This window comes from Hyphomonas atlantica corrig., assembly GCF_000682715.1.
GTDB classification, from domain to species: Bacteria; Pseudomonadota; Alphaproteobacteria; order Caulobacterales; family Hyphomonadaceae; genus Hyphomonas; species Hyphomonas atlantica.
Genome location: NZ_AWFH01000009.1, coordinates 37,263 through 60,650, shown reverse-complemented (window position 1 = coordinate 60,650; position 23,388 = coordinate 37,263). Strand labels below are relative to the sequence as shown.

The window sequence follows — 23,388 nt, the reverse complement described above, 5'->3', positions numbered from 1 at the left end:
CCTGAAGTCTCAAATACCTGACGACGGACAGATGGAGATCACATCGATGACCGCAAATGGCGAATTTCAGTCGTTCTAATCGGAGTCCCCCCTAGTTCGAACCGCCTCGCAAATATTCTCCCCAGTCCGCCATCATTGGCCTTCGCTTTTCGACCTGCGACATGCGTTTGTAAGCGAGTTCAGTGTCGGAGCCCTGCTTGTGCGCGATCGCAATTTCGGCAAGTTCACCGGGATAGTCTGTAAGCTCTGCGACCCAGTCTCTAAAAGTAGATCGCAGACCATGGGGTACAGCCCTTTTTCCCGTCTGCTGATCCAGGAAACCTGAGCGACCAAGATTCACTTCATCGTTATGGATCTCCCGCATGATCTTTGAGATAGTGCTGTCACTCATGGGCCCGCCGTTCACGCCAGGAAAAACATAATCGCTGAAGCGGATATCTTCGGCATCACGCAGCAGCTTCATCATTGGGGCCGTGAGCGGGACGGTATGATGTCGTGTCTTCAGCTTGGTCCCCTCGCGGTTTGGTGGAATTGTCCAGACCTCAGAATCGAAGTCGATTTCTTTCCACGTCAGAAACCTCACATCCCCTGACCGCACCGCCGTGAGGCAAAGAAATTCCAACGCGCGCGCAGATATGGGCTCTTTCTGTCGGAGCAGCGAGAACCAAGTCGGGGCTTGAACAAAAGGAACCGCTGGCCTGTGTTGCGTGACCTTATCGCGACCAAGCGGATTCAAAATGGGCTTGAGATCAGCCCATTTTGCGGGGCTATCATCTGTCCGGTACCCCTTTGCCTTCAGCCAAACAAATATTTTATCGAGCCTGATGCGAAGCTTCTTCGCCATTTCGCGCTTTTCAATCCAAAGAGGCTTCATCACCTCGGCGACTTGTAAGGAGGTGATTGTGTTGACGTCTCGTTTTCCAAGCCAAGGTATAATGTGGGTGTTCAGCGAGCTGCGCCAGGCTTTTCGTTCCTTCTCTTTGACATCTTGGAGCTCCAACTCAGAAAACAGGTCGACGGCATCCGCAAAATTGATCCTACGTTCTTCGACAGCCTTCTTACTAGCGATCGGATCGATCCCCTCAGCGATAAGCTTTTTCCAGGCTTTTGCTTTTTCACGCGCCTCTGCGAGCGTGACGAATCTTGCTGAGCCCAATCCAAAATGACGTCGACGTCCATTCAGCATCGCGCGAAACAGCCAAGACCGGGAGCCAGTTTCATAAATCACGAGGTATAAACCGTCGACAACGCCGACTGGGTGCATGGTCTTTCTGCCCACCCCATTGTGTTGTAAAGATTGGACAGACTTGGCTGAAAGTGGGGTAACGATCTTCGGCATCTGAGTTCGACTCCGCAATGTGGAGCCAGTCTCGCCCCACCAACCTACCCACCAAAAGGAATTTGATTAAGGGGGTATATGATGGAACACGAGAGCACAAGAAAATTCTTCGAACACTCTGATTAAATTGCAATTTTCGTCGAAATGGAACGGCGTGAAATACGGTGAAATCGGCCAAAATTTCCTACTCGCGGAGCCACCTTCCCCTACAAGTCAGATTTAAGTCTTGTGCGTTGCTATTGCTTGGTTTTAGCCAACAAGCCGCTCCCAAAGCCGGATCATGAGATAGCAACTTCCGGCGAGGCCCAGCCCGGCCAGGATCAGCACGAATCCATCCCGCGCGGTAAGGGCCAATCCAAACAGCAAGACCGTTACGCCCGGCAACACCGGACCAAACGGAATGAGGCCCAGCGGAAACGACACCAGCGCCGCTGCGATACAGATCAATGCGACGAGTTGAACGAAAGGCGGCTCTGTCAGGAAAGCGAGTCGCGGTTTCAGGAATCGGTCCACCTGGCAGACATAGGGGTAAGCCTGCTCAACGCCCTGAAGCAGCGCCGACCGGGGAAACTCGAACTCCAGTATTCTGCGCGGCACCCACGGAAACTTCTTCCCGAATACAATCTGCGCGGCAATCAACAAGATAATCAGCGCCACAAGCCAGTTTGCGCCCGGGATGATGGTTAAGGGACTGATCGACACGAAGCCAAGCAGGAGCAACAAGGGACCATAGGATCGACGCCCCACGGCATCCAGCATCGCCCCGACGGACACCTTTTCACCAGAGGTTCGTTCCTGCAGGCTTTCCAGCAGGGAGCCGAGATTGTTGACGCGCGTCATCAGCACTCCACGACGTTAACGGCCAGACCACCCTGACTGGTTTCCTTGTATTTAGAAGACATGTCGAGCCCGGTCTGCCGCATCGTCTCGATGACCTGATCAAGAGACACATGAGTATGCCCCGTCGAGTGCAGCGCCAGACGAGCCGCGTTCACCGCCTTCACCGCACCTATCGCGTTGCGTTCGATACAGGGTATCTGCACAAGCCCGCCTACCGGATCGCAAGTCAGGCCGAGATTGTGCTCCATCCCGATCTCCGCCGCATTCGCCACCTGTTGCTGGTTCGCGCCCCACACCGCGGCAAGTCCTCCCGCCGCCATTGAGCAGGCAACGCCGACTTCGCCCTGGCATCCCATTTCCGCACCGGAGATCGACGCGCGTTGCTTGTACAGGATTCCGATAGCGCCTGCCGTCAGCAGAAAGCGACGCGTTCGTTCAACCGAATCGTCAGTGTCTGAGCAGTAATGCTGGATCACGGCCGGGATGATTCCCGCCGCACCATTTGTCGGTGCTGTCACCACCTGCCCGCCCGCGGCATTTTCTTCGTTTACCGCCATCGCGTAGACATTCAACCAGTCGAAGAGCTGCTCCCGCTCATTGGATCCGCGATCATCATTGAGCTTTTTCCAAAGCGCCGCAGCGCGGCGCTTCACCTTCAGCTTTCCGGGCAGAAGTCCGTCCTTGGCAAGCCCGCGCTCAATGCAGCCGCGCATGACGCCGGCAATCCGATCGAGGGCAGCGATCGTCTCAGCTCTGGGTCGCAGCACATCCTCATTGGCAAGGACAAGCTGCTCAATTGCAAGATCTCCCTGTTCGCACATCTCAATCAGCTCAGCTGCAGAAGTGAAGGCGTAAGGGACGCTGATTTGCGTGGGAACAAGATCGTCTTCTACCGGCCGCTCCAATTGTCGCTGCGAGGCAATGAATCCGCCGCCGGTCGAAAACCAGGTCTCGTCGAGCAACACGCCGCCCTGTTCATCATGGGCCGTCAGGCGCATCCCGTTCGGATGAAGGGCCGGGATAACGTCATAGGCCATGATGATGTCAGTCGCCGGGTCGAAGCGGATGGGCATGCGCCCTGCCAATTTCAAACTCAGAGTTTCGCCAATGCGGGCAACGGCCAGTTCTGCCTCATCCGGATCGAGTGTTTCCGGTGCGAAGCCTGCCAGTCCAAGCATGACCGCCTTTGGACTCGCATGCCCTTCACCTGTCAGGGCGAGCGATCCCTGTAACTCGACCTGAACACGACCCACGCGGTCAAAGGCACCGGATTGCTCGAGCGCATAAACAAAGCGCGCGGCAATGCGAATTGGCCCAACAGTGTGCGAACTCGAAGGGCCGATCCCCACGCGAAAAAGGTCGAGAACTGAAAGCATGAAATCCCGCTTTGGTTTCAGATGAAATCAATGAGTGCACGTTCCGGCGCCACCGCACAAGCGATGCGCAGTCAGCCAACCGTTACATCATGGCCGTACAGCCAATCGTTTCGCCCGTGAACAAAGGACTCCATCATCCGACCCGCCACCCACATAGGGCCATAGGTCGAGAGCTTGGTCACCGGATTGCTTTTGTGGAACAGTTTGGCATTCGCGCGGGCCCCCGCTTGTACCTTGCTCGTCCTTGGCTTTCGCAAGGTTTCATAGGTCTTGAAGGCGGATGGCAAATCGGCCTGCGAAGTCACACTCCGCGCAAGCACATAGGCGTCCTCGATTGCCATGACGGCCCCTTGCGCAAGGAACGGCAACATCGGATGGCACGCATCCCCCAGCAACACGGCACGCCCGTCCGACCAGCGTTTCAGCTCGTCCCGATCAAACAGAGCCCAGCGGTGAAGCACTGGCGCATTCTGGATAATGTCGTTCACGACAGGGTTCCAACCGCTGAAATCGGCCAGCGCATCTTCCCGACTACCCTCAGTTGTCCAGGATTCGAGATGCTTTGCCTTGCGCTCCACTACGCCGACAAAGTTTGCGAGGCTACCGCCCCTCAGAAGATAGGTCACCGCATGACGTCTGGATCCCGTCCAGACTGCAGCCGTCGGGGGTGGAACATGCGTCAGGTCAGATACCGGCGTTACGGCTCGCCAAGCTGTCATGCCTGTATAGCGTGGCGCATCCGGACCGAGCATCTTTGCCCGGATCGCGGAGTGGATGCCATCTGCCCCAACCAATAAATCTCCCGAAACGCGTTCGCCTGAGTCGAGGACAGCATGAACACCCGCATCATCCTGCTCGTATGAAGTGACTTTCGCGCCCAGTCGCAGCGCATTCGGTTGCCGCGTTGCCAAGGTATCGGAAAGCGCCTGAATCAGGTCGGCGCGGTGAACATGCAGATAGTCCGCGCCCCAGCGATTGATCGCAGCCTTGCGAAGTGGAATGTCGAACAATCGCGTGCCACTGCGCCCCATCCGCATTTCAAGCGCCTTTGGCCTGAACGCATGGCGAGCAATCTGAGCCGAAACGCCGAGCTTGCTCAGCACATGCATGCCATTCGGGCTCAGCTGAATGCCTGCCCCGATTTCACTCAGGACACCTGATTGTTCAATCACACTGCATTCATGACCGAAATGATCGAACGCCAGCGCAGCCGTAAGGCCCCCGATGCCACCGCCCACTATCAGGACGCGCATTCGGACACCTCACTCATCAGTGTGTTGCAATCATTTCGCGCGCGACGGGTCGAGCTTGCCGCCGATCAGGATGAAGCGACGGTCGCAGTATTTGCACTCAACGAAATCCTCGTCACCCATCTCGTACCAGACGCGTGGATGCCCGAGGGCACCTCCACCACCATTGCACGATACGCGGTGGGTGTTCACCATGACGATTTCTGGCGGGTCAAGCACATCGCGGTTCGTGGACATGATCTCTAATTCCATCTGCAATTTCGCTGGCATGGTTGTTACCGAAGCCACATGGTCCTACCTAGATCGCACCGCCAATCGGCGCAAGATCGAATGGACAGAGTGAAAAGGTCCCCTGCATGTCGTCCAGCAAACCTGCCCCAGACTTCGCGATTGAAGTCAAAGACCTCCAGAAAATCTACCGCGCTTCGGGCAAGATGCCCGAAAAGCACGCATTGAAGGGGCTGAACCTGCAAGTACCGCGGGGATCGATCTTCGGTCTGCTGGGTCCGAATGGCGCTGGAAAATCGACCTTTATCAATATTCTGGCCGGACTGGTGAACAAGACATCAGGATCGGCAAGCATCTGGGGCCTCGATATTGATGAGCACCCCCGCCAAAGCCGTGCGGCGATTGGCGTTGTGAATCAGGAAATCGTGGCCGATCCTTTCTTCACGCCCTTGGAAATGCTGGAATTGATGGCCGGGTTTTATGGCGTGCCCAAATCCGAGCGCCGCAGCGAGGAGATTCTTGCCGCTGTCGGACTGGACGACAAGAAAGACGCCTATGTGCGCCAATTGTCCGGCGGCATGAAACGCCGACTGATGGTGGCCAAGGCACTTGTCCACAATCCGCCCGTCCTGATTCTGGATGAACCCACCGCGGGCGTTGATGTTGAGCTACGCCGCTCCCTGTGGACTTATGTGCGCGAGCTTCACGACAACGGCACCACCATCATCCTGACGACGCACTATCTGGAGGAAGCCGAAGAATTGTGTGATTCCATCGCCATCGTGAATCATGGCGAAATCGTCGCCTGCGAGCCGACGCCAACACTATTGTCGCGTCTCGACTACAAGACACTAGTGATCACGCCGAAGGAGCCGCTGACCGCTGTACCAGAAGCATTGGCCGGCATGGACGCCACACTGCGTCCGGATGGTGATTTGGCCATCACGTTCCGCACCAGCGAAACCGGCATTGGCCGCCTGCTGGAAACGGTGCGCGCAAACGGTATTGGCGTAGGCGACCTCGTCACAGAAGCGCCGGATCTGGAAGACGTGTTTATCGCCCTGACATCACAAGCCGCATAAAAAAAACGCCGGCATCGCAGCCGGCGTTTTTTTATTCTTTACCGCAAGAACGCTTTTAGACGCTTTGCTTGATCCAGTCCGTAATGGCCTGCTTGCTCATCGCGCCAAGATGCGTCGCAGCCAGCTTGCCACCCTTGAAGATCATCAGGGTCGGCATGCCGCGCACACCGTACTTCGACGGGGCAATCGGATTCGCGTCGACATCGATCTTCGCAACTTTCACTTCACCGGCCAACTCTTCTGACACGGCATCGATGTGAGGGGCCATCTGCTTACACGGGCCACACCATTCAGCCCAGAAATCCACAACGACTGGCACATCGGAATCTCCGATCAGGCCGTCAAACTCATCATCCGTAACATTTACCGCAGCCATGCCTTGGCTCCTTCATGCTTTTGTTTCCGTTGGATCATACATAGGGACTCTTTCAGCAAGTCAAACCACGCTCTGCGCACCCTTTAGCGCTTCTAACAGCATCTCTTCAGGCAGGAACATCAGGCGCGGACCGTCGGTCCAGCAGAGAGCGGTGCGTATTTGCCGGCCCGGATAGGCCCGGCGCAAAACGGCCCAATAGGCCGCCATCTGAGCCCGATAGGTCTCCGCCACCCCCTCGGGGGACTCCGGAGCGGGCTGATCAGTCTTGAAATCCACAATCAGAACTTCGTCTTGTGTCACGACCAGTCGGTCCACCCGACCATTCACGATCAGACCATCTGGCAATTCTGGAGCAGACCCCACAATCGCCGCCTCCGCCCGGCCGCCTGGCTGAAAGAGCGTCTGCATCTCTGGCGCATCGAGAATACCGAATACAGCCTCGGCCATCTCCTCCCGCTCACCGTCTTCCAGGTCCGGCAAACGGGCAAGATATTTGTCGGCAGAATCAATCCGCGCCTCTTTGGGAAGCGCAGGCAGGTATTCCAGCAAAGCGTGGATGATCCGGCCTCGACGGAGACGTTCCTGCCGGGTCTGGCTGAATGGCGCGAGCACAGGCGTCTTGCGGCCCAGAAGGCTGGACGGCGCTCCGAAACGGCGTGCGCTGCCTGGCTGGTCTGGTGAGGTCGAGACCCAGTTCGGCAGATCGGCCAAAGCATGTCTACCATCCTTGCTTGGCGCAAGCTTGGGCGGCAAGTCGCCAAACCGGTGGACGCCATACTCGTCGGCATCGCCGCCGAGCTTGTTCATCGCAGTTTGGCACAAGGCATACCAGCTTCGGTCATGATAGCCTGGCGGTCGCGCGCCGTGCCAATGCCCGGCGATGATCAATCTGTCTTGTGCCCGCGTTAGGGCTACATAGAGCAATCGACGAAATTCTTCTTCGGCTTTGGCATTGGCGATGGCACGTTCCAGCTCTGCTGCTGGCACGTCGCTATCTTTCCTGGGAGACCAGACTGGCATGCCATCCACGTCGAACATGGTGGAAGAAACGCTCTTTGGGCCAGCTGTCGTATCCGGCATCACAACCACCGGCGCCTGCAAGCCTTTTGCTCCGTGCACCGTCATTACGCGCACCTGCCCCTCCGGCGCAGCAAGGTCTCGTTTGATCTCTACGAGCTTCGCTTCCATTTCAGCGACAAAAGCCTGAAGGGATGAAGGCTCGGATGCATCAAAACCCTGAGCGCGCGAGAGCAATGCCTCAACCGGATCGTGCGCGGGTGTGCCGAGCCGGGCATTGATCTTTTCCCACCCTGTCTTCCCGTCCGCACCCGGCACATCCAGAACTTCAGAGAGAAATTCGTAAGGCGGCTTTCTCTTGTTGGCGATCAGGCCGGAAAGAAACCTGGACGCCTGCTGCACGTCTGGATCGGAACTCGCCTGAACACGCGACCACAATGTCTCCCCTCGCCTGCGCTCCGAAGCGAGCGGATAGAGATATCTATCATCGTCCACGAGGCCAACAAACGGCCCCCTCAGAATTTCGGCGAGCGCCAGGTCCCTTTCGGGTAACAGCGCGAACCTCATGAGGTTCAGGCAGTCCTGCACGGCAATGTGGTCGGTAAGCTTCAGCCTGTCTGCGCCTGCAACAGGTAGTCCGGCAGCCTTCAAGGCAGAAATCATCGCGTCAAACAAGCCGCCTGTCCGACTGCGAACGAGAATCAGAATGTCTTCCGGTCGCATTGCACGCCGTTGCCAACTCCGGTCAGGCAGTTCTTCCCAGACAGTCTCGCCGCGCTTTACCATGGCCTTCAGCTCTTGCGCCAGTCGTGTCGCAAGGCGCGCTTTAGGCGAACTTGACCTCATAGCGTTCACCGGACGGGACCAGGCGTCAGCATCTTCGTCCTCATCCCGCTCATCGACGGACCACAATTCCACGAGCCCCTCTTGACCCGCGCGGCGCGCCGTATGCTTCACGCCCTCGGCGGAGAGCGATGGATGCGTGCCCGCTGCCACATCGATAGGTGGTGCTGAATTCCATACCGCATCCACAAAACTCAGAATTTCCGGCGACGAACGGAACGACATTTCCATCGTCTGCGACTCGGCGGTGGAATCCCGACGCACATAGTCCTGTTCCTGCGCGCGCAGCTTTGCGGGATCGGCGCCCTGAAAGGAGTAAATGGACTGTTTCTCGTCTCCCACGACAAATAGCGTTCGTGGGTCCTGCTGGCGCTCTGCACCCTGCCCCGCGGCGAACTCGTTCGTCAGGGCGTTGATCAATTCCCATTGTTCAGGGCTGGTGTCCTGCGCTTCATCAAGCAGGATGTGACTGATACCGCCATCAAGCTTGTAGAGCACCCAGTCTGACATTCCGGTCCGTGTCAGGAGGTCTCGTGTCTTGCGGATGAGATCATCGAAGTCCAGAGCCCCACGTCGCCGTTTTTCTTCCTGATAAGCGACCAGCGCGTCCAGACCAACCGCCAACAATGCTGATGTACGCTCAACCGTCTCGGCTAGCTTCAGCTTCGCAGCAACTTCATCCACTCGCGCGACCTCTGAGCCCGTTTCGGCTTTCGTTGCAAACAGGGAAACAACATTATCGTCCTTGCCTGCTTCCGCGTTATACAGAGACTTGTACGGATTTCCGGTCGCACCGAAAAAGGCACGCCGGTAGCACTCCCAGCGCCGCACTGGATCTTCTTCACTCAACGCGGCCTCGACAGCATCGGCGGTCCGCGTGTCATCCCGCTTTCCGGAAGCTCGCAAGCTGATCAGCGCTTCTCGCAATGCGTCAATCGGCATTTCCTCACCCATCGCAAGCGACAGGATTTCAGACGGGCTCGCCTCTGGCGCATTCAGTCCGTCAACCAACGCAGCACGCATTCGGTCTTGATCAAAGTCATACTGCTCGGCAAACTCCAGATACATGTTCATCTGGTAGCGCATCGCATCAAGCGCGACGTCTGCGCCATCATGGCCGCCCTCTAATGCGAGCACGTTTAGCGCTTCGGGTGCGACCTCCGCCGCTTTCAGAACAGCGTCTGCACGAACAGTCTGCCAGATGGCTTGCGCCTCTTCTTCCTCAATTTCCGCGAAACCTGGCAACACACCAGCCTCCAGTGGGAAGCGCCGCAGGATACGTGCACAGAAGGCATGAATGGTCTCGATACGTAGACCACCTGGCGTTTCAAGCGCGCGAGCAAACAGAGCCCGCGCCGCCCGCAAATCGTCGGTTTCATATGCGCTGACAGGTCGGCCTTCCAGTCGAGACAACTCTTCGCGCAGCTCTTCGTCGCGCATGATCGACCATTTTCCGAGCGTACGGAACAAGCGAGACAACATCTCGTTGGCCGCCGCCTTTGTGTAGGTGATACACAGGATGGAGTCCGGCTTCGCACCGGGGCGGCCATCTTCGCGCCTGAGCAGAAGACGAGCAACCCGGTCGATCAGCACCTTGGTCTTGCCGCTGCCTGCATTGGCCATCACAAAGACCGGGTGCGAGGGATCTGCGGACGCGAGCTGCGCCTTGTTGGCACGCAAATAGTCTTCGGTGTCTTGCGGTTTGTCCGTCAGCTTCACATCAGACATCACCGGCCTCCCCGTCTTCTGTGTCACCTGCCCATTCGGCGCGACGCGCGAGCAGATTGTAGCCATTGTCGTACTTGACGAACTTGACCCGTGGTGCAGACAGGAATTGTGCAGACGGCTCACGATAGGCCTCAATCAGGCGCAACAATCCCTCTTCTGCGATAACCGCCATCTCCACTGGTTCAGTCGGCAGACTATGCTTCCCGCCGAGGCTAAAGGCATCTGGCTTGGCCTTGAAGGCAACGTAATGAAGTTGATCGACGCGCGCGGCTGGAACGCCCTCATAGCCCCCCTTCTGCGCGATCAGGGCCTGGAGCGGCATTTGCTGGCTAAGGCCCGTCGCGACTTCCTTGTCACGCGGTGGATTGCCAGTCTTGAAGTCCACAATAACGAGGTCCCCAACCGCCGTGCGCTCAATGCGGTCAGCGGTGGCTGAAAGTGTGAAAGCATGCCCGCCAACTTCGTAGTCGATCCGCCCTCTGACTTCCTGCTTCAGTCGCCCACCTGACGTATCGCGCTGACTGCGCCAGACGAGAAACCAATCGACGGTGCGCTGCCAGACGGCCTCTCGGGCGGCCCAAGCATCCGCAGGCTCGCCTACGCGAAGCAATTCCTGCCGGAGCAACGCCATGAGTTGTTCGGATGTTTTGGGTCTCCCGTCTTCCTCGAAAAGTTCGAGAGCGCGGTGAATGGCCGTGCCACGCGGCGCAGGTCCAAGATCATCGTTCAGGGCATCCACGGTCGACAGCCCCAGCACTTGCTCACACCACAATGCATAGGGGTCTCTCTGCAGGAGATCGACGCGCGTCGCCGAAAGACGCTTTGGCCACCCTTCCGGCCGTGCGCTGGGCGTAGGCTCGGCATTGAAATCGGGGAGTGAATCGACACCGTCATTCTTCAGCGCCTCGACAAGGTCGACAGGGTCAAACACCGTTGGCGCCAGATGCGCTGCCGCGTCCTTGCCCAATGCGCCTTCCGCCAGCGTTTTCAGACGCCAGACCCAGCGAGACGCGACCGCTGGAGCATCATTGCGACGCGCCGAATAGACCAGCGTCACGTCTGGAGCACAAGCAAGTTGGGCAAAGTCATGCGCCGCAAGACCCATCCGCTCTTCCGGGTCCCCAAGACCCAATCGCGCCCGAAAATGTCGCGGAAGAAACGCGTCAGCTGCCGGTCGTTTCGGCCAAACGTCTTCATTCAGTCCAGCGAGAATGACGCGGTCTGCTGTCTGCAGGCGCGCCTCCAATGGCCCCCAGATAGACAATTGCGGATGCTCCGCCTCACCGAAGCTGACCGTCATCTGGGCCGCTTGAGCATTTACCAGATCTGCCAGCGCCGATGGCTTCATCGGGCCAAGTGATCCCGATACGTCTCGGACAAATTCCAGCAAGCGACTTGTGGCCGCCCCGTCTTCGCCGGCCCAGGGCATTGGCGTCTCGCTGACCGCTTCCGACAAAGCTGCAATGCGCTCTATCGCTTCAGCCCCAGTGACATCTTGTAACTGGCTCAGATCAGCCCGCGCATGATCGAAATGCGAAATGAGGTTTTGGACCAGATCAATTGCTGCAATCTGGTGATCCGATTTGAACTGAGGATAGGGCTCGATCGTGTCCCGCAAGCGTATACTCTCAACTAACTCGGCGAGGGATCGCCAACGGCGTGGACCACGCAGGAAATACAATTCCAGATCCGCAAGCCCCTCAACGGGCGCCGCGAGTTCGTGCGACAGGACAGACATCATCAGAACCGGATCGCCCGGATCAACCGCCCATTTGGCGCAGAGTCCCACAAAACTGCCCGCTGCAGTGCGCCCCACCGGAATACCGGCAGAAGGCGGTACGTTTATGTTCCACCGCTTCAACAAGGCCGATACCCGCCGGGCAAGGCCAGCGTCCGGGGTGACAAGCGCCGCCGTACGGCCCTCAACTTCAAGAGTTTCCCGCATGATCAGAGAAATGGCGGAGGCTTCGGCAGGTTCATCCGGCGCCTCAATCAGGGACAAGCCATCCAACGCCTGCCTCGCGAAGGTCGCAACATCCGTCTCCGCACTTGCAGCGAGTTGATCAAGCGTGTCACGCCAGTCGGCAGTAGCATCTGCAGGTGCCAGCGCCTCCATGATCATGCGGCGGCGTGCATAGCGGTGAGGGTTCGCCTGGCTTCGTGGCCACTCCGCGACATCGCCGGGATCAAGCTTCAAGTCCTGCAGCGTACTCATCAGAGCATTCTGGGGATGTCCGATCTCGGACAGAATCGCGAGACGCTGCTCTTCGGACACATCCCTATCAAGCCCGGGAAACACGACCAACCCCTTCGGCAGTTGAAGCGCAGCCTTCATCAGCGCACGCCCTGAAGGCGTTGCGCCAGTAGAACCCGCTATGATAACGGGCGCCTGAGGCATAGCGCTCTGCCACGCATTTGCGGTCGCTTCAGCCGCCAGCAGGCGCCGTTCGAGTGGGTCGGCAGCTCCCTGTTCTTTCAGAAACGCTGGCCATGCCGTTGTGATGATTTCAAGGAACTTCGCTGAGTTTTCCCAATGCTGGGCGAGGTCTGCTTCCTTCACCAGATCAGGAAGGCCGCTCCAGTCGGCCTCTGCGCTAAGATGCGCCTGATCCAGCAGACGCGCGAGTTCGTTTGCTGCGGCAAGCGCGGACGAAGGCGGCACGTCCATACCGGAACTATTGCGATAATAGGCTTGCACCAGCGCCGCCAAATTCCCCAATCGCGTGGCAGACGTTACGGCTGGCGGCAGGTCCGTTTCGGATATCTCTGCAACAGGAGGCGCCTCATCGCTTTCAAGATCCCCCATCGCGCGGATATCCGGTGACAGGATCGGCGTTTCATTTGCGGCGAGATACAGCGCCGCCGACAACTCACGTGCGGATCGCCTGTTCGGCACATAGATCGTCGCATCAGCGAGCGCATCTGGATTCCCGGAAAGGTTCACGGCGTGGGCCAGTTCCGTCGCGAGGGCCTTCAGGAAGTTTTCGCCGGGCGGGATGGACCAGGCCTTCGACGCCCCGGCACCGAAAATATTCGGATCACTGACCATGACAGCGCAACCACGTCTCAGCATCCTTCAACGCGTCCGGATCGCCGACATGGAGCCAGAAATCATCCAGCGGCAGACCGTGCAATCGCCCCGCCTCAACCAGTGGCCCCCAGATACGCCAGGCAACTGAAAACCGCTCAACCTCCAGCCCGGCAAATGCCTGAGGCTTCAGAATGCGAACGCCTGCATACGCCCAAGGGGCTGAGGGATTGTCACCACGTCGGGACAGGCTGCCGGTTTCGGACCGAATAAAGTCCCCCGCGCCACCATATCCGAGGCTGCGCTGGGTGTCGGCCAATAGCAGGAGTTCATCCATGCGATCAGGATCAAACACCTCAGCCAGCTGAACAAACGGCGCTGGATCACCGCGCCCCCAGAACGCATCAGTATTGACGACAAAGATAGGATCCTCGCCGAGCAAAGGCGCTGCCTTCGCCAGCGCCCCGCCTGTTTCAAGCACTTCGCCGCGCTCGTCAGATACAATCACGTCTGCACCTTCGATGCCGGAAACATGGTTTTCCACCTGATCGGCCAGCCAATGCACATTAACGACAATCCGCTTCACACCGGCCGCAATCAGCGGCTCGATCATACGGTCCATAAGACGCTTTCCGGACACTTCAATCAGCGGCTTCGGGCACGTATCCGTCAGCGGCCTCATCCGTGTGCCCAACCCGGCGGCGAGCACCATGGCCGTATGCGGAACTTCAATCGGCATCAGGATTCCTCAAATACAAAAGGTGTCGTTTCCCGTACGAAAGCCTCCATGGAAGCCAATGCAGGATGAGACAGGTTGCGCGCGAGTAGTTTCAACTGTCGTGGCTGGAATGTTCCGTAGCGCGGCTTCCCATCGCGGTGTTGAAGCCTTGAAAACACACCTGCAATGCGCAGCGCGTTCAGCGCTCCAATTACAGCGAGCCGTTCGTCGAATGCCTCACGCGCCTTTCCGGTCTGGTCGAGATAATGCCGGATGGCGGCCTCTGATGCCGCTTCGGACACTTCCCTTCGCGCATCCTGTGTCAGCATTGCCATATCCCAGGCGTCCCAGCCTTTCACCGCATCCTGAAAGTCCAGCAATGCAATGCGATCGCCCCCGAGCCACAGCAGGTTCTCAGCATGGTAATCGCGCAGCGTGAACACGCGCGGAAACGACATCGCTTGTTCGATCAACGCATCGCGCTCCTGTTCCCATTTGGCTCGCGCGGTTCCGCTGAGCGCTTTGCCACCAGCTTCCACCGGCAGCCAATCTGCATAGAGATCCGCGTTCGAGGCCAGAGCGAGGCGGTCAAACTCCAGGATCGGCCAATGCTCATTGCCGTCCGAGACGACATCAGGAATTGGATGAGCGTGCAGCCGGGCCAGCATGTCAGCGGCAAGCGTGTAGGCTGGAACCTCAAGCTCCGGCGTGCGCTCCAAATGACGCGCGAGTTCCATCCCGTCTCCGAAATCCTGCAACAGCGCGAGGCCAGCTTGCGTGTCATGGGCCAAGACCTTTGGCGCCTCAAAGCCGAGCGAACGCAGATGATTGGCGATCAGCACAAATGCATCCACGCGCGATGCGGCCAGCCGCGTCTGGGCGTTCCACCCCATCGCAGTGCGCGTCGCGTCGTCGGCATCCGGTGGGCACGGATCCGCCTCAATGCGTGGAGCATCCATGAGCATGGCCGTTGTCCCATCTGGCATCGCCAGCCGAATGTAGCGGCGCGTAGAGGCATCTTGCCCAAGTGGCAGCAACACCGCGTCCCCCCAACCATGCTGGGAGAGGAATGCGGCGATCAGTTTATCACGCATGCTAGAATCGAAACTCATCGCACCGTTTCTGCCAGTCTTCGCCATGCGGTTCCAGCGTAACGCGCCGATGCTCACCCTCGAAGTCAAAGACAATGTCGAGACGCCAGGCTGGCAGCCGCGAACCGGCCTTGTCTGGCCATTCGATCAGCGCCACGCCGTCTTGGGTTTCATCCCAGCCGATTTCGTCCATCTCATCGGGCGACTCAAGGCGATACAGGTCAAAATGCCAGACCGGAAACTCTGGCCCATCATAAGCTTGTACCAGCGTGTAAGTGGGGCTGGGCACGTCCTCAACAACAGGCACCAAAGCGCAGATCAATCCGCGACTGAACGTCGTCTTGCCGGCACCAAGCCCGCCATGCAGGGCAATCACATCCCCCGGCTTCACCAGGCTTGCCAGCTCCGCACCTAATTGAAGTGTACGGGCTTCGTCTTCTAGTTCGTAAGTCTGAGTCATCACATTCTGCATATAAAAGAGAACCAGGAGACACCATCGTTTCCTGTCGAAATTGCGGCAATTGGCGTGGTGACATGCCTTGCGGTAACAGGCAGACTGGCCTAGAAACAGGAAAAATGACGCATGCGTCATGAATTGACGCTACGTAGCCGGGGAACGGGATTTTGGATCTTACGGACGCAAAACGAATTGTGGTGCTTGGCGGTGGTCAGGCCGCAGCACAGGCGATCCAGTCTCTGCGAATGGGTGGCTATGACGGCGAGCTGACACTTGTCGGCGCCGAAGCCGCCCTGCCTTACCAGCGTCCACCCCTGTCAAAAGCCTACATGAAGGGCGAGTTTGCCGAGGAACGCCTCTATTTCAAACCAGCGGCCTGGTACGAAGACAACAATGTGGATCTGGTCCTTTCGACCCGCGCCACCGCGATCAATCGAGCAGACCGGACCGTCGAAATCGAACATGGAGGCAAGCTCGACTATGACGCACTGATCATCGCCACCGGATCGCGCCCGCGGAACCTGCCGATTGAAGGCGCCAATCTCGAACATGTCTACGCGCTGAGGGATTTGGCTGATGTGGAGCGCATCCGCCCGCAAATGGTCGCAGGCCGCTCCATCGTTATCGTTGGCGCTGGCTATATCGGGCTCGAAGCAGCTGCCGTCGCCCAACAAATGGGCCTGAAGGCAACCGTGCTTGAGATGGCACCGCGCGTTCTTGCTCGCGTGACCAGCCCCGTCATGAGTGAGTTCTACGAGAACGAACACCGCCGGCAAGGCGTGGACATCCGAACAGAAACCAGCCTCTCGAAGCTCGAAGGTACGGAAGATGGAGCCGTCTCGAAAGCTGTGTTGAGTGACGGAACAATTTTGGACGCAGATATCGTGCTCGTCGGGATTGGCATTCTGCCCAACGAAGAACTCGCCAAGGACGCGGGGATCAGTTGCAATAATGGCATCCTGGTTGATCGCGACGCACGTACATCTGATCCGAGAGTGTTCGCGGCGGGCGATTGCGCGAGCCGTCCGCTTGTTCACTTCGGACGCTCCGGCCGTCTGGAAAGCGTTCACAATGCGATTGAGCAAGGCAAATTGGCCGCCGCGGCAATTCTCGGCAAGTCACGGCCTGTCGAAGACTGCCCCTGGTTCTGGTCCGACCAATATGACCTGAAACTTCAAATCGCAGGCCTGAGCGAAGGGTATGACCAAATCGTCGTGCGCGGAAATCCGGAAGACCGCAAATTCGCTGCCTTTTACCTGAAAAACGGCACACTCATCGCGGTGGACGCGATCAATAGCCCGCCGGAGTTTCTGGCGTCGAAAAAGCTCATCATGTCAGGTGCAAAAATATCGGCTGACATTCTGGCAGATACATCAATATCAATGAAAGAGATTGCCGCTAAAGCATCGGCAGCTTGAAGGAGAGAAACCGGCCCATGGCGAAAATTACCTATATCGATCACGACGGCACTGAGCGTGTCGTAGAGGCACAGAACGGCGAGACCGTAATGGAAGCCGCGATCAAGAATTCCATCCCCGGCATCGATGCCGATTGCGGCGGCGCCTGCGCCTGCGCCACGTGCCATGTCTATGTGGACGCAGCCTTCATGGATAAGGTTGGCGAACAGGAAGAGATGGAAAAGTCCATGCTGGATTTTGCCGAGAACGTTCAGGAAAACTCCCGCCTGTCCTGTCAGATCACCGTATCGGACGCGCTGGACGGCCTGAAGGTGACCACACCGGAAAGCCAGCACTAGTCTGAACCTTAAAACGCAATCCACAACGCCCCGGTCAAAGCTGGGGCGTTTTTGCATCTGGATGCCCCAGCGTTACCAGTTGGTTCTTTTCCGGAACTGACTAAGTCTGAGCGGCAAGATACGGAGACTTTCAATGGACTTCACATCCCTCATGGAGAGCGGCAAGCAGACCGGAGACCGGTCAATATCGTTTCACATTCCCGAGACCTGGATGCAGGGGCGCACGACCTATGGCGGCCTGACATCCGCGCTCTGCCTGAAGGCCGCGCTGCCAACATCGGGCGGACGACAGATCCGCTCCGCCCAAGTGGCCTTTGTCGGCCCCGTTTCCGGTGACGTCGAATGTACCGCCACACTGCTGCGTGAAGGCAAGAACACCGTGTTCACAAGCGTGCGGATGACCGGCGAGACCGGAGTAGCTGCCGAAGCCATCTTTGCATTCGGCGCACACAGGGAGTCCCGGCTGAACTTTGCTAACCTCCCCGCGCCGGACGTCAGCACCCCGGAAGAAACGATGTCCTTCTTCGGAGATTCAAATCGCCGCCCGGCCTTCACGCGGAACTTCAATATGAGATTGGCCGCAGGTCAGCCGCCCATGTCGGGTGCAGACAAGGCCGACATGTCCCTGTGGATGCGTCACAAGGATGGGGCCGTCGCGCCAAGTGACATTTCTGTTCTGGCGCTGGCGGATGCCCCGCCCCCAGCGTCCATGGCCATGCTGACCGAACCAGCCTTGATCAGTTCCATGACCTGGATGGCAGAGTTCCTGACGGACGATATCCAGACGGATGACGGCTGGTTCCTTGCCCGCCACATCGCGGAAGCGTCAAAGGATGGATACAACAGTCAGGCAATGACACTCTGGAATACGCGCGGTGAGCCAATCATGATCGGCCGACAGACGATCGCGATGTTTGCGTAATCTAGTCTTCGGAGTCTGGCGTTTCGGTGTCATTGATAATCGGGCCAGGCTCCAACACTTTCAGGAGCGAAGCGGGAACCTCTCCAACAGGACAGGCCTGTTGCAGAACATAAGCGTTTCCAACACCTGGCGCACCTGCGTGAACCGGAGCTGCAATCGTCTGCGACCGAAAGATCCAGCTGAGAAAGAACATCGCAAACACAGCAGCACCTACAGCCGCGAGCGTGCCCCACCCCATTCCAAGCGGATCGGATGCCTTGGTCGCATTTGTGGCAACAGGCTTGCGAACGGCGCTCTGGCTCGGGACAGGCTTGACGGAAGCTTTCGCCAGCGCTGCAGCGCTCGCAGTTTCTGCGGCTGGCGCAGGCTTGATGCCCATCGCCTTCTCGCGCTTCTTCTTGTCGTCAATAGCGATTGGATCGTCTGGATGCGCCGCGATCCAATCGGCCCGCGCATCTTCGTCCTTTTTGCCATACCCCATCCATTCGCGCAGATCGGACCGGCCAGCACGCTGCCCGAGCTCTTCGATCATCTTGTAGAAGCCTTCCGGCGTCTTGCGGGAGGTCATGCCTTCAATAGAAAAGCGCTTGTCGCTCTTGAACGGTTCATAGGGAATGGTTTTGTCGAGGCTTGTCTGAACGAGCATGCCAGGACGTGAGTGGCCCACCGAGGCCGCTGCCCGCACCCAATCACTTTTCACCGCATCCTTGGACCACATGACCAGCATGTATTCGGAATTGCCCGCATTGCGCGCATCCTTGGCGTCAAACGTGTTGTCGGTCTGTTTCTGATCAAACCAAACCTTGAACTTCAGGGAGCGTAAACGCCGCGCGACAAGCTTCGCCATGTCGCGATCCTCGATCGCCGAGACCAGAAAAACATCATACGCCATGTGCGCGCCACCTCTTGAAGTAACAGGCCAAGCATACCCATAGACCCTTAACATTCCACCCAATTCCGCTGTGAGGCGATATTTCAGTCTGTTTTTCGGCTGAGAATACCGCTAGTTGCGCGGCGTAACCAATTATTCGGGAGCTCTCTCATGGGTTTCAAATGCGGCATCGTCGGCCTCCCAAATGTGGGTAAGTCCACGCTCTTCAACGCGCTTACGCAAACAGCCGCCGCACAGGCTGCCAATTATCCATTCTGCACCATTGAACCCAACGTCGGTGAAGTGGCCGTTCCGGAGCCCCGCCTTCAGAAGCTGGCCGAAGTGGCAGGGTCGAAGGAAATCATTCCCGCCCGCATGAACTTCGTGGACATTGCCGGCCTGGTTGAAGGAGCTTCCCAGGGAGAAGGACTGGGCAACAAATTCTTGGCCAACATTCGCGAGACGGACGCCGTAATCTACGTCCTGCGCTGCTTCGAGAATGACGACATCACGCATGTCAGCGGCAAGGTCGATCCGATCGCCGACTTCGAAGTCGTTGAAACAGAGCTGATGCTGGCCGATCTCGAAAGCCTCGAAAAGCGCAAGGCCGGCGTCGTGAAGAAAGCGAATTCCGGCGACAAGGAAGCGAAGGCGCAGGTGGCGCTGATCGACCTAGCACTCGCCGAATTGACCGAAGGTCGCCCTGCTCGCCGGGCAGAAGTCGCTAAGGACGACATCAAAGCCTGGAACATGCTGCAATTGCTGACATCGAAGCCAGTGCTTTTCGTCGCGAACGTCGACGAAGAGAGCGCGGCGACCGGGAACGAATATTCCGAACGCGTCGAGGAACGCGCCGAACAAGAGGGCGCCGGGTGCGTCGTGATTTCAGCACAGATCGAAGCGGAGCTTGCGCTGCTGGATGATCCTGACCGCGGCGAATATCTGGAGACACTCGGCCTGGAAGAGCCCGGCCTGACCCGGTTGATCCACGCCGGCTACGACCTGCTGGACTTGCAGACCTACTTCACCGCAGGCCCGAAAGAGTCTCGCGCCTGGACCATTCGCAAAGGGTGGACAGCGCCGAAAGCCGCCGGTGTCATCCATGGCGACTTCGAGAAGGGCTTCATTCGCGCCGAGACGATCGCCTTTGAAGACTATGTCGCGCACAATGGCGAAGCAGGCGCAAAGGAAGCTGGCAAAATGCGCGCCGAAGGCAAGGAATACGTCGTTCAGGATGGCGACGTGATGCTGTTTCGCTTCAACGTCTGATCCCTACGACAATTACTCCGCCGACAGCGAAGCGCGGCCCTTTCCTGAGCGTTTCGCTGTCAGGCTTGCCCATTTCGGCCGAACATACAGAAAGTTCAAAGCCGTGCCTCGGATCAGGGCATGGAACATGAGCGGCAGGCCGACAGCCAGGATAAGCGTCAGCGCACTGGCCAGCCCGATGTCGCCAAACGGCGCCCCGAATTTCGGCAGCACGAAACGCTCCATCAGGACGAGCGGAAATACGTAGGTCAGGTAAATGACGATTGAGTGCTGCCCGCAATAGCGCAGGAAGTCAGCAGCCTTGAACCGCGTCAAAAGAGACGACACCACGCAGACGGCGGTAGCCCCTGCCATACCGAACACGAAACTGGTGATGACCTGCTCGTGCAGGTCCAAGGTAACAGCCCACCAATTTACCACGGCCCAGGCCATTAGTCCGGCAAGCCAAATCAACGGCGCTTTCGCGGCGCGTTCCGCAAACTGGAATATCTGTGGCGCGAACGCGTAGCCGAGAAAGAAATAGACATACCGGTTGCAGAAGCGGTCGATGATGCCCCAGCCTGTGTCGATTATGACGAGCTGATAAAGCGATTGAAGAATGAACGCCCCAGCAAACACAATCCATATCGGTACGTTGCGGAGCAAACGGGTCACAACATAGAAAATCGCCAGCATGTGCACGAACCAAAGCGAGTTGCTCGGTTCTACCAGGCTGAACAACCACATCTTCACAAAATAGCCAGGATGCTCGACCATCCCGTCAAAGTGCAGAACAGGAAACTGCAGCGTCAGCCAGAGCAGGTAGAAATAGACGAAATGTACGATCTTCCGATCGACATAGCCGCTGAGCGGGCCGTGAATACTCCGCCCAAGAAAAAGTCCCGCGACCAGGAAAAAGTCCGGAATTCGGAATGGCCGGGCGAAGTCCACCACAGGATGCATCCACCCCATGCCGTCCAACACTTGCTCAACACCATTCACGGTGTGCATCATCACAACGAGTATGATGCAAATCCCCTTTGCGTAATCGACCCAATCAATCCTTGCAGCAGGTATGGAGGACGCGGCGTATTTCGCGGTGTTGCTCATGCCGAAACAACCTCCTCAAATTCGGCTGTGCCGGTCTGAGGTGTTGCCGCCTGAAGACAGTCAGCCATCCAGTCGAAGGACTTCTGTACACGTTGAACAGCATGTCGCTCTTCAGAGAGCACGCTGGACTCTCCTTCCGGCAGCCAGAAATAAGGGTTCGCTTCCCATATCATGACCTGGCCATCGGGACGAATACTGTAGTCGACCGCTGCGATATCAAGATCGAGGCTCCGGACAGCCTGCACAAGATGGGCACGACCAAGCACTGGGCTGTTGAAGTATTGCTGATCCGCCTCAATCAACTCGTCAAGCAAATGTCGGTGATATCCGAATTTACGCGCTACGGCGCGATTGTGGCTGGATTCTCGGGAGAAAAGTGAATTTGAAAGACCTACGATAGGGCTTTTGGAGAAGAACAGATGGCTGGCCATGACCTGGTCGCCAATCACAAAGGCGCGTGCCTTGTGATGGTACTCGCGGAACAAGTGCGAAAACCCACCCCGTACGTCGCGGTACTCCTGGCGAATGTCATAGAGCCGCAGAACAGCTGATGCAGTGCCGGACGTCAGTGGGCAACGCGCAAGATCTTCCTGATTTCGGACGATAGTCACATCGCGCTGTGCATGTTCGCAATCGCTCCGCACAATGCAGGGCTTCCCCAACTCGAATACTGCGGACCTCAATTGAGAGTCATTCCGCACCAGACGAACTGCAGCGCTCGGCACCTTTTTTTCGCTCCAGATGCGCGCTTGCATCGTCTTGGACGTATTGCAAAGCGCCTCTGGGTGGTTCAGCACTTTCAAACCGAGCGCCTCTGCCTCATCCGCGATAGCTGTGGCCTCTCTATAGCAATCTGGATATTTCTGTTGCAGCGGGTCGCCCAGCCAGAACACAATTGCACGCACGTCCGCCAAACTTGGAACGCCTGCTCCAGTCTCGTGAATTCGAATATCCTGGAGCAAGGAGTGGTTTGTTTGCGCCAAACGCTTCTGGAAAGCCTTTCCTGTCGGAACCTCCCGTCCACGTCCCCTGCCATGAACCACTACCAGTATCTTGCTGTTCTGAGTCGTTTGCATGTGCCGCAATCCCAATATCTGACATCGGCTCTGACGGCCGAGTTCTGTAGCGATATCAACGCAAGGCGCATGCCAAATATTGCTCGTGAACCTTGGGATCCGTTCCGGACAGAGAGTCCAAGAGCACCTATCAGAAATTGTCGGGTCAACACTCCAAAGGTCGAAACCGCCTCAGCACGCAAATTCTGTTGTGCGGTCAGCTGCTTCCACACCGTTAACACGACCGGACGACACCTTCTGTCGCGAAAAAATCCACAGAAGTGTATCGACAAGCTCGAAAACTTTAATGATATATCTTTTGAGGGCTCATGAAGGGAATTTGGCTCAATGGATTTTTTCGTAACACATGAACTCGCCATCCTGAGATGGTTGCACATCGTCGCCATGGTCTACTGGCTGGGTGGTGAATGGGGCGTCTTCCAGACCAGCTACAAGGTGGTGAACACTTCACTGTCGTTCGAAGAACGTGCCCGCCACATGGAAACGGCATACCGGATCGACATCATGGCAAGGACCGGCATTATCTCCTTGCTGCCACTCGGCCTGCACATGGGCTACCTATGGGGTCTTCAGCCTCTCGGCGGCGGATGGCTCGTGGCAATGTGGATCGTCTGGGTGGTCTGGATGGCAATCACGTGGGGCGCCTTTGCCAATCGTGGCAGCAAGCTCGGCCTGTTCCTGTCCAACATTGAAGACTGGACGCGTTACCTGCTGATCCCGACCCTGTTGTTCCTGTCCATCTCCTCGCTTCTCGGCAATGGCCCATTCGAGGCAGGCGACGGCCAGAAATGGTACTCGGCAAAGATGCTGACCTATGGATGCCTGCTGATCCTCGGCGTGATCCTGCGGTTGATCATGCATGAATGGCGCGCATTGTTCCCAATTCTTGAAAAGGGACCGAACGCCGAAGTCGAACGCAAGCTGCAACGGTCCATGTTTATCGGTCGCTGCACGGCCTATACCTACTGGGTTGGCATTCTTGCCACTGCATTCTTCGGCGCAGTGAAGCCTTTCTAGCAATTCTGGAGGGAG

At 57.6% G+C, this 23,388-nt stretch carries 20 protein-coding genes; 6 read left to right on the top strand and 14 right to left on the bottom strand.

Features of this window, described 5'->3' with window-relative positions:
* Positions 1–91 precede the first annotated feature (91 nt).
* The 5 genes from HY36_RS06835 to HY36_RS06815 all read right to left on the bottom strand — a co-directional run bounded on the left by HY36_RS06835 (position 92) and on the right by HY36_RS06815 (position 5,042).
* On the bottom strand, positions 92–1,339 hold the full coding sequence (locus HY36_RS06835) for a tyrosine-type recombinase/integrase (protein ID WP_035550333.1): 1,248 nt from the start codon (positions 1,337–1,339) through the stop codon (positions 92–94).
* 249 nt (positions 1,340–1,588) lie between these two features.
* Positions 1,589–2,179, bottom strand: coding sequence for an exopolysaccharide biosynthesis protein (locus HY36_RS06830; RefSeq protein WP_035550330.1), 591 nt, complete (start codon positions 2,177–2,179; stop codon positions 1,589–1,591).
* Complete coding sequence (locus tag HY36_RS06825) at positions 2,179–3,555, bottom strand: L-serine ammonia-lyase (protein ID WP_035550328.1); 1,377 nt, start codon at positions 3,553–3,555, stop codon at positions 2,179–2,181. The genes HY36_RS06830 and HY36_RS06825 overlap by 1 nt, the downstream gene beginning before the upstream one ends.
* 71 nt (positions 3,556–3,626) lie before the next feature.
* Complete coding sequence (locus tag HY36_RS06820) at positions 3,627–4,808, bottom strand: FAD-dependent monooxygenase (RefSeq protein ID WP_035550325.1); 1,182 nt, start codon at positions 4,806–4,808, stop codon at positions 3,627–3,629.
* Between the two features lie 30 nt (positions 4,809–4,838).
* Positions 4,839–5,042 (bottom strand): zinc-finger domain-containing protein, encoded by a 204-nt coding sequence (locus tag HY36_RS06815; RefSeq protein WP_035550323.1) that lies wholly within the window; start codon positions 5,040–5,042, stop codon positions 4,839–4,841.
* A gap of 119 nt (positions 5,043–5,161) precedes the next feature.
* On the opposite strand from HY36_RS06815, the gene HY36_RS06810 reads away from it, so the two are divergent.
* The gene (locus HY36_RS06810) at positions 5,162–6,115 is read left to right on the top strand and encodes an ABC transporter ATP-binding protein (RefSeq protein WP_035550320.1); all 954 of its coding nucleotides are present in this window, start codon (positions 5,162–5,164) and stop codon (positions 6,113–6,115) included.
* A gap of 55 nt (positions 6,116–6,170) precedes the next feature.
* Here the strand turns inward: HY36_RS06810 and trxA are convergent, their stop codons facing one another.
* From trxA to tsaE, 6 genes are read right to left on the bottom strand one after another with little or no spacing between them, the layout of a single operon-like run.
* Positions 6,171–6,491 carry a thioredoxin gene (gene trxA, locus HY36_RS06805; RefSeq protein WP_035550317.1) on the bottom strand — a complete coding sequence of 107 codons (321 nt, stop codon included), beginning with the start codon at positions 6,489–6,491 and terminating at the stop codon, positions 6,171–6,173.
* A 60-nt stretch (positions 6,492–6,551) separates the two neighbouring features.
* Positions 6,552–10,079, bottom strand: a complete 3,528-nt coding sequence (gene addA / locus HY36_RS06800; protein ID WP_051602580.1) for a double-strand break repair helicase AddA — start codon at positions 10,077–10,079, stop codon at positions 6,552–6,554.
* Positions 10,072–13,152: a double-strand break repair protein AddB gene (gene addB, locus HY36_RS06795; protein WP_081806073.1), complete on the bottom strand. Its 3,081-nt coding sequence runs from the start codon at positions 13,150–13,152 to the stop codon at positions 10,072–10,074. Before addB ends, addA begins: the two co-directional genes overlap by 8 nt.
* Positions 13,118–13,846 (bottom strand): nucleotidyltransferase family protein, encoded by a 729-nt coding sequence (locus HY36_RS06790; RefSeq protein WP_035550312.1) that lies wholly within the window; start codon positions 13,844–13,846, stop codon positions 13,118–13,120. Before HY36_RS06790 ends, addB begins: the two co-directional genes overlap by 35 nt.
* Positions 13,846–14,919: an aminoglycoside phosphotransferase family protein gene (locus HY36_RS06785; RefSeq protein WP_241764161.1), complete on the bottom strand. Its 1,074-nt coding sequence runs from the start codon at positions 14,917–14,919 to the stop codon at positions 13,846–13,848. The genes HY36_RS06790 and HY36_RS06785 overlap by 1 nt, the downstream gene beginning before the upstream one ends.
* 1 nt (position 14,920) lies before the next feature.
* Positions 14,921–15,376, bottom strand: coding sequence for a tRNA (adenosine(37)-N6)-threonylcarbamoyltransferase complex ATPase subunit type 1 TsaE (gene tsaE / locus HY36_RS06780; RefSeq protein WP_035550351.1), 456 nt, complete (start codon positions 15,374–15,376; stop codon positions 14,921–14,923).
* A 164-nt stretch (positions 15,377–15,540) separates the two neighbouring features.
* Between tsaE and HY36_RS06775 the strand changes: the two genes are divergently transcribed.
* The 3 genes from HY36_RS06775 to HY36_RS06765 all read left to right on the top strand — a co-directional run bounded on the left by HY36_RS06775 (position 15,541) and on the right by HY36_RS06765 (position 18,051).
* Positions 15,541–16,791, top strand: coding sequence for an NAD(P)/FAD-dependent oxidoreductase (locus HY36_RS06775; RefSeq protein WP_035550308.1), 1,251 nt, complete (start codon positions 15,541–15,543; stop codon positions 16,789–16,791).
* Positions 16,792–16,808: 17 nt separating this feature from the next.
* Positions 16,809–17,129 (top strand): 2Fe-2S iron-sulfur cluster-binding protein, encoded by a 321-nt coding sequence (locus HY36_RS06770; RefSeq protein WP_035550306.1) that lies wholly within the window; start codon positions 16,809–16,811, stop codon positions 17,127–17,129.
* A 133-nt stretch (positions 17,130–17,262) separates the two neighbouring features.
* A complete protein-coding gene (locus tag HY36_RS06765; RefSeq protein ID WP_035550304.1) occupies positions 17,263–18,051 on the top strand; it encodes a thioesterase family protein in 789 nt (262 codons plus the stop codon).
* A gap of 1 nt (position 18,052) precedes the next feature.
* On the opposite strand, the gene HY36_RS06760 is transcribed toward HY36_RS06765, so the two are convergent.
* A complete protein-coding gene (locus HY36_RS06760) occupies positions 18,053–18,943 on the bottom strand; it encodes a toll/interleukin-1 receptor domain-containing protein (RefSeq protein ID WP_035550301.1) in 891 nt (296 codons plus the stop codon).
* 150 nt (positions 18,944–19,093) lie between these two features.
* On the opposite strand from HY36_RS06760, the gene ychF reads away from it, so the two are divergent.
* Complete coding sequence (gene ychF, locus HY36_RS06755) at positions 19,094–20,191, top strand: redox-regulated ATPase YchF (RefSeq protein ID WP_035550299.1); 1,098 nt, start codon at positions 19,094–19,096, stop codon at positions 20,189–20,191.
* A 12-nt stretch (positions 20,192–20,203) separates the two neighbouring features.
* Here ychF and HY36_RS06750 read toward each other — a convergent pair whose 3' ends face one another.
* Entirely contained in the window at positions 20,204–21,280 is a 1,077-nt protein-coding gene (locus HY36_RS06750) for an acyltransferase family protein (RefSeq protein ID WP_035550298.1), read from the bottom strand.
* A complete protein-coding gene (locus HY36_RS06745) occupies positions 21,277–22,242 on the bottom strand; it encodes a hypothetical protein (RefSeq protein ID WP_155841759.1) in 966 nt (321 codons plus the stop codon). Before HY36_RS06745 ends, HY36_RS06750 begins: the two co-directional genes overlap by 4 nt.
* Positions 22,243–22,683: 441 nt before the next feature.
* Here HY36_RS06745 and HY36_RS06740 point away from each other — a divergent pair, with 441 nt between their 5' ends.
* The gene (locus HY36_RS06740; RefSeq protein WP_035550292.1) at positions 22,684–23,373 is read left to right on the top strand and encodes a hypothetical protein; all 690 of its coding nucleotides are present in this window, start codon (positions 22,684–22,686) and stop codon (positions 23,371–23,373) included.
* Positions 23,374–23,388 lie beyond the last annotated feature (15 nt).

Excerpts from the sequence above, each read along its gene's own strand:
- HY36_RS06835 (WP_035550333.1), bottom strand. The coding sequence starts at position 1,339 with ATGCCGAAGATCGTTACCCCACTTTCAGCCAAGTCTGTCCAATCTTTA.
- HY36_RS06830 (WP_035550330.1), bottom strand. The coding sequence starts at position 2,179 with ATGACGCGCGTCAACAATCTCGGCTCCCTGCTGGAAAGCCTGCAGGAA.
- HY36_RS06825 (WP_035550328.1), bottom strand. The coding sequence starts at position 3,555 with ATGCTTTCAGTTCTCGACCTTTTTCGCGTGGGGATCGGCCCTTCGAGT.
- HY36_RS06820 (WP_035550325.1), bottom strand. The coding sequence starts at position 4,808 with ATGCGCGTCCTGATAGTGGGCGGTGGCATCGGGGGCCTTACGGCTGCG.
- HY36_RS06815 (WP_035550323.1), bottom strand. The coding sequence starts at position 5,042 with ATGTCCACGAACCGCGATGTGCTTGACCCGCCAGAAATCGTCATGGTG.
- HY36_RS06810 (WP_035550320.1), top strand. The coding sequence starts at position 5,162 with ATGTCGTCCAGCAAACCTGCCCCAGACTTCGCGATTGAAGTCAAAGAC.
- trxA (WP_035550317.1), bottom strand. The coding sequence starts at position 6,491 with ATGGCTGCGGTAAATGTTACGGATGATGAGTTTGACGGCCTGATCGGA.
- addA (WP_051602580.1), bottom strand. The coding sequence starts at position 10,079 with ATGTCTGATGTGAAGCTGACGGACAAACCGCAAGACACCGAAGACTAT.
- addB (WP_081806073.1), bottom strand. The coding sequence starts at position 13,152 with ATGCTGAGACGTGGTTGCGCTGTCATGGTCAGTGATCCGAATATTTTC.
- HY36_RS06790 (WP_035550312.1), bottom strand. The coding sequence starts at position 13,846 with ATGCCGATTGAAGTTCCGCATACGGCCATGGTGCTCGCCGCCGGGTTG.
- HY36_RS06785 (WP_241764161.1), bottom strand. The coding sequence starts at position 14,919 with ATGCGTGATAAACTGATCGCCGCATTCCTCTCCCAGCATGGTTGGGGG.
- tsaE (WP_035550351.1), bottom strand. The coding sequence starts at position 15,376 with ATGACTCAGACTTACGAACTAGAAGACGAAGCCCGTACACTTCAATTA.
- HY36_RS06770 (WP_035550306.1), top strand. The coding sequence starts at position 16,809 with ATGGCGAAAATTACCTATATCGATCACGACGGCACTGAGCGTGTCGTA.
- HY36_RS06765 (WP_035550304.1), top strand. The coding sequence starts at position 17,263 with ATGGACTTCACATCCCTCATGGAGAGCGGCAAGCAGACCGGAGACCGG.
- HY36_RS06760 (WP_035550301.1), bottom strand. The coding sequence starts at position 18,943 with ATGGCGTATGATGTTTTTCTGGTCTCGGCGATCGAGGATCGCGACATG.
- ychF (WP_035550299.1), top strand. The coding sequence starts at position 19,094 with ATGGGTTTCAAATGCGGCATCGTCGGCCTCCCAAATGTGGGTAAGTCC.
- HY36_RS06750 (WP_035550298.1), bottom strand. The coding sequence starts at position 21,280 with ATGAGCAACACCGCGAAATACGCCGCGTCCTCCATACCTGCTGCAAGG.
- HY36_RS06740 (WP_035550292.1), top strand. The coding sequence starts at position 22,684 with ATGGATTTTTTCGTAACACATGAACTCGCCATCCTGAGATGGTTGCAC.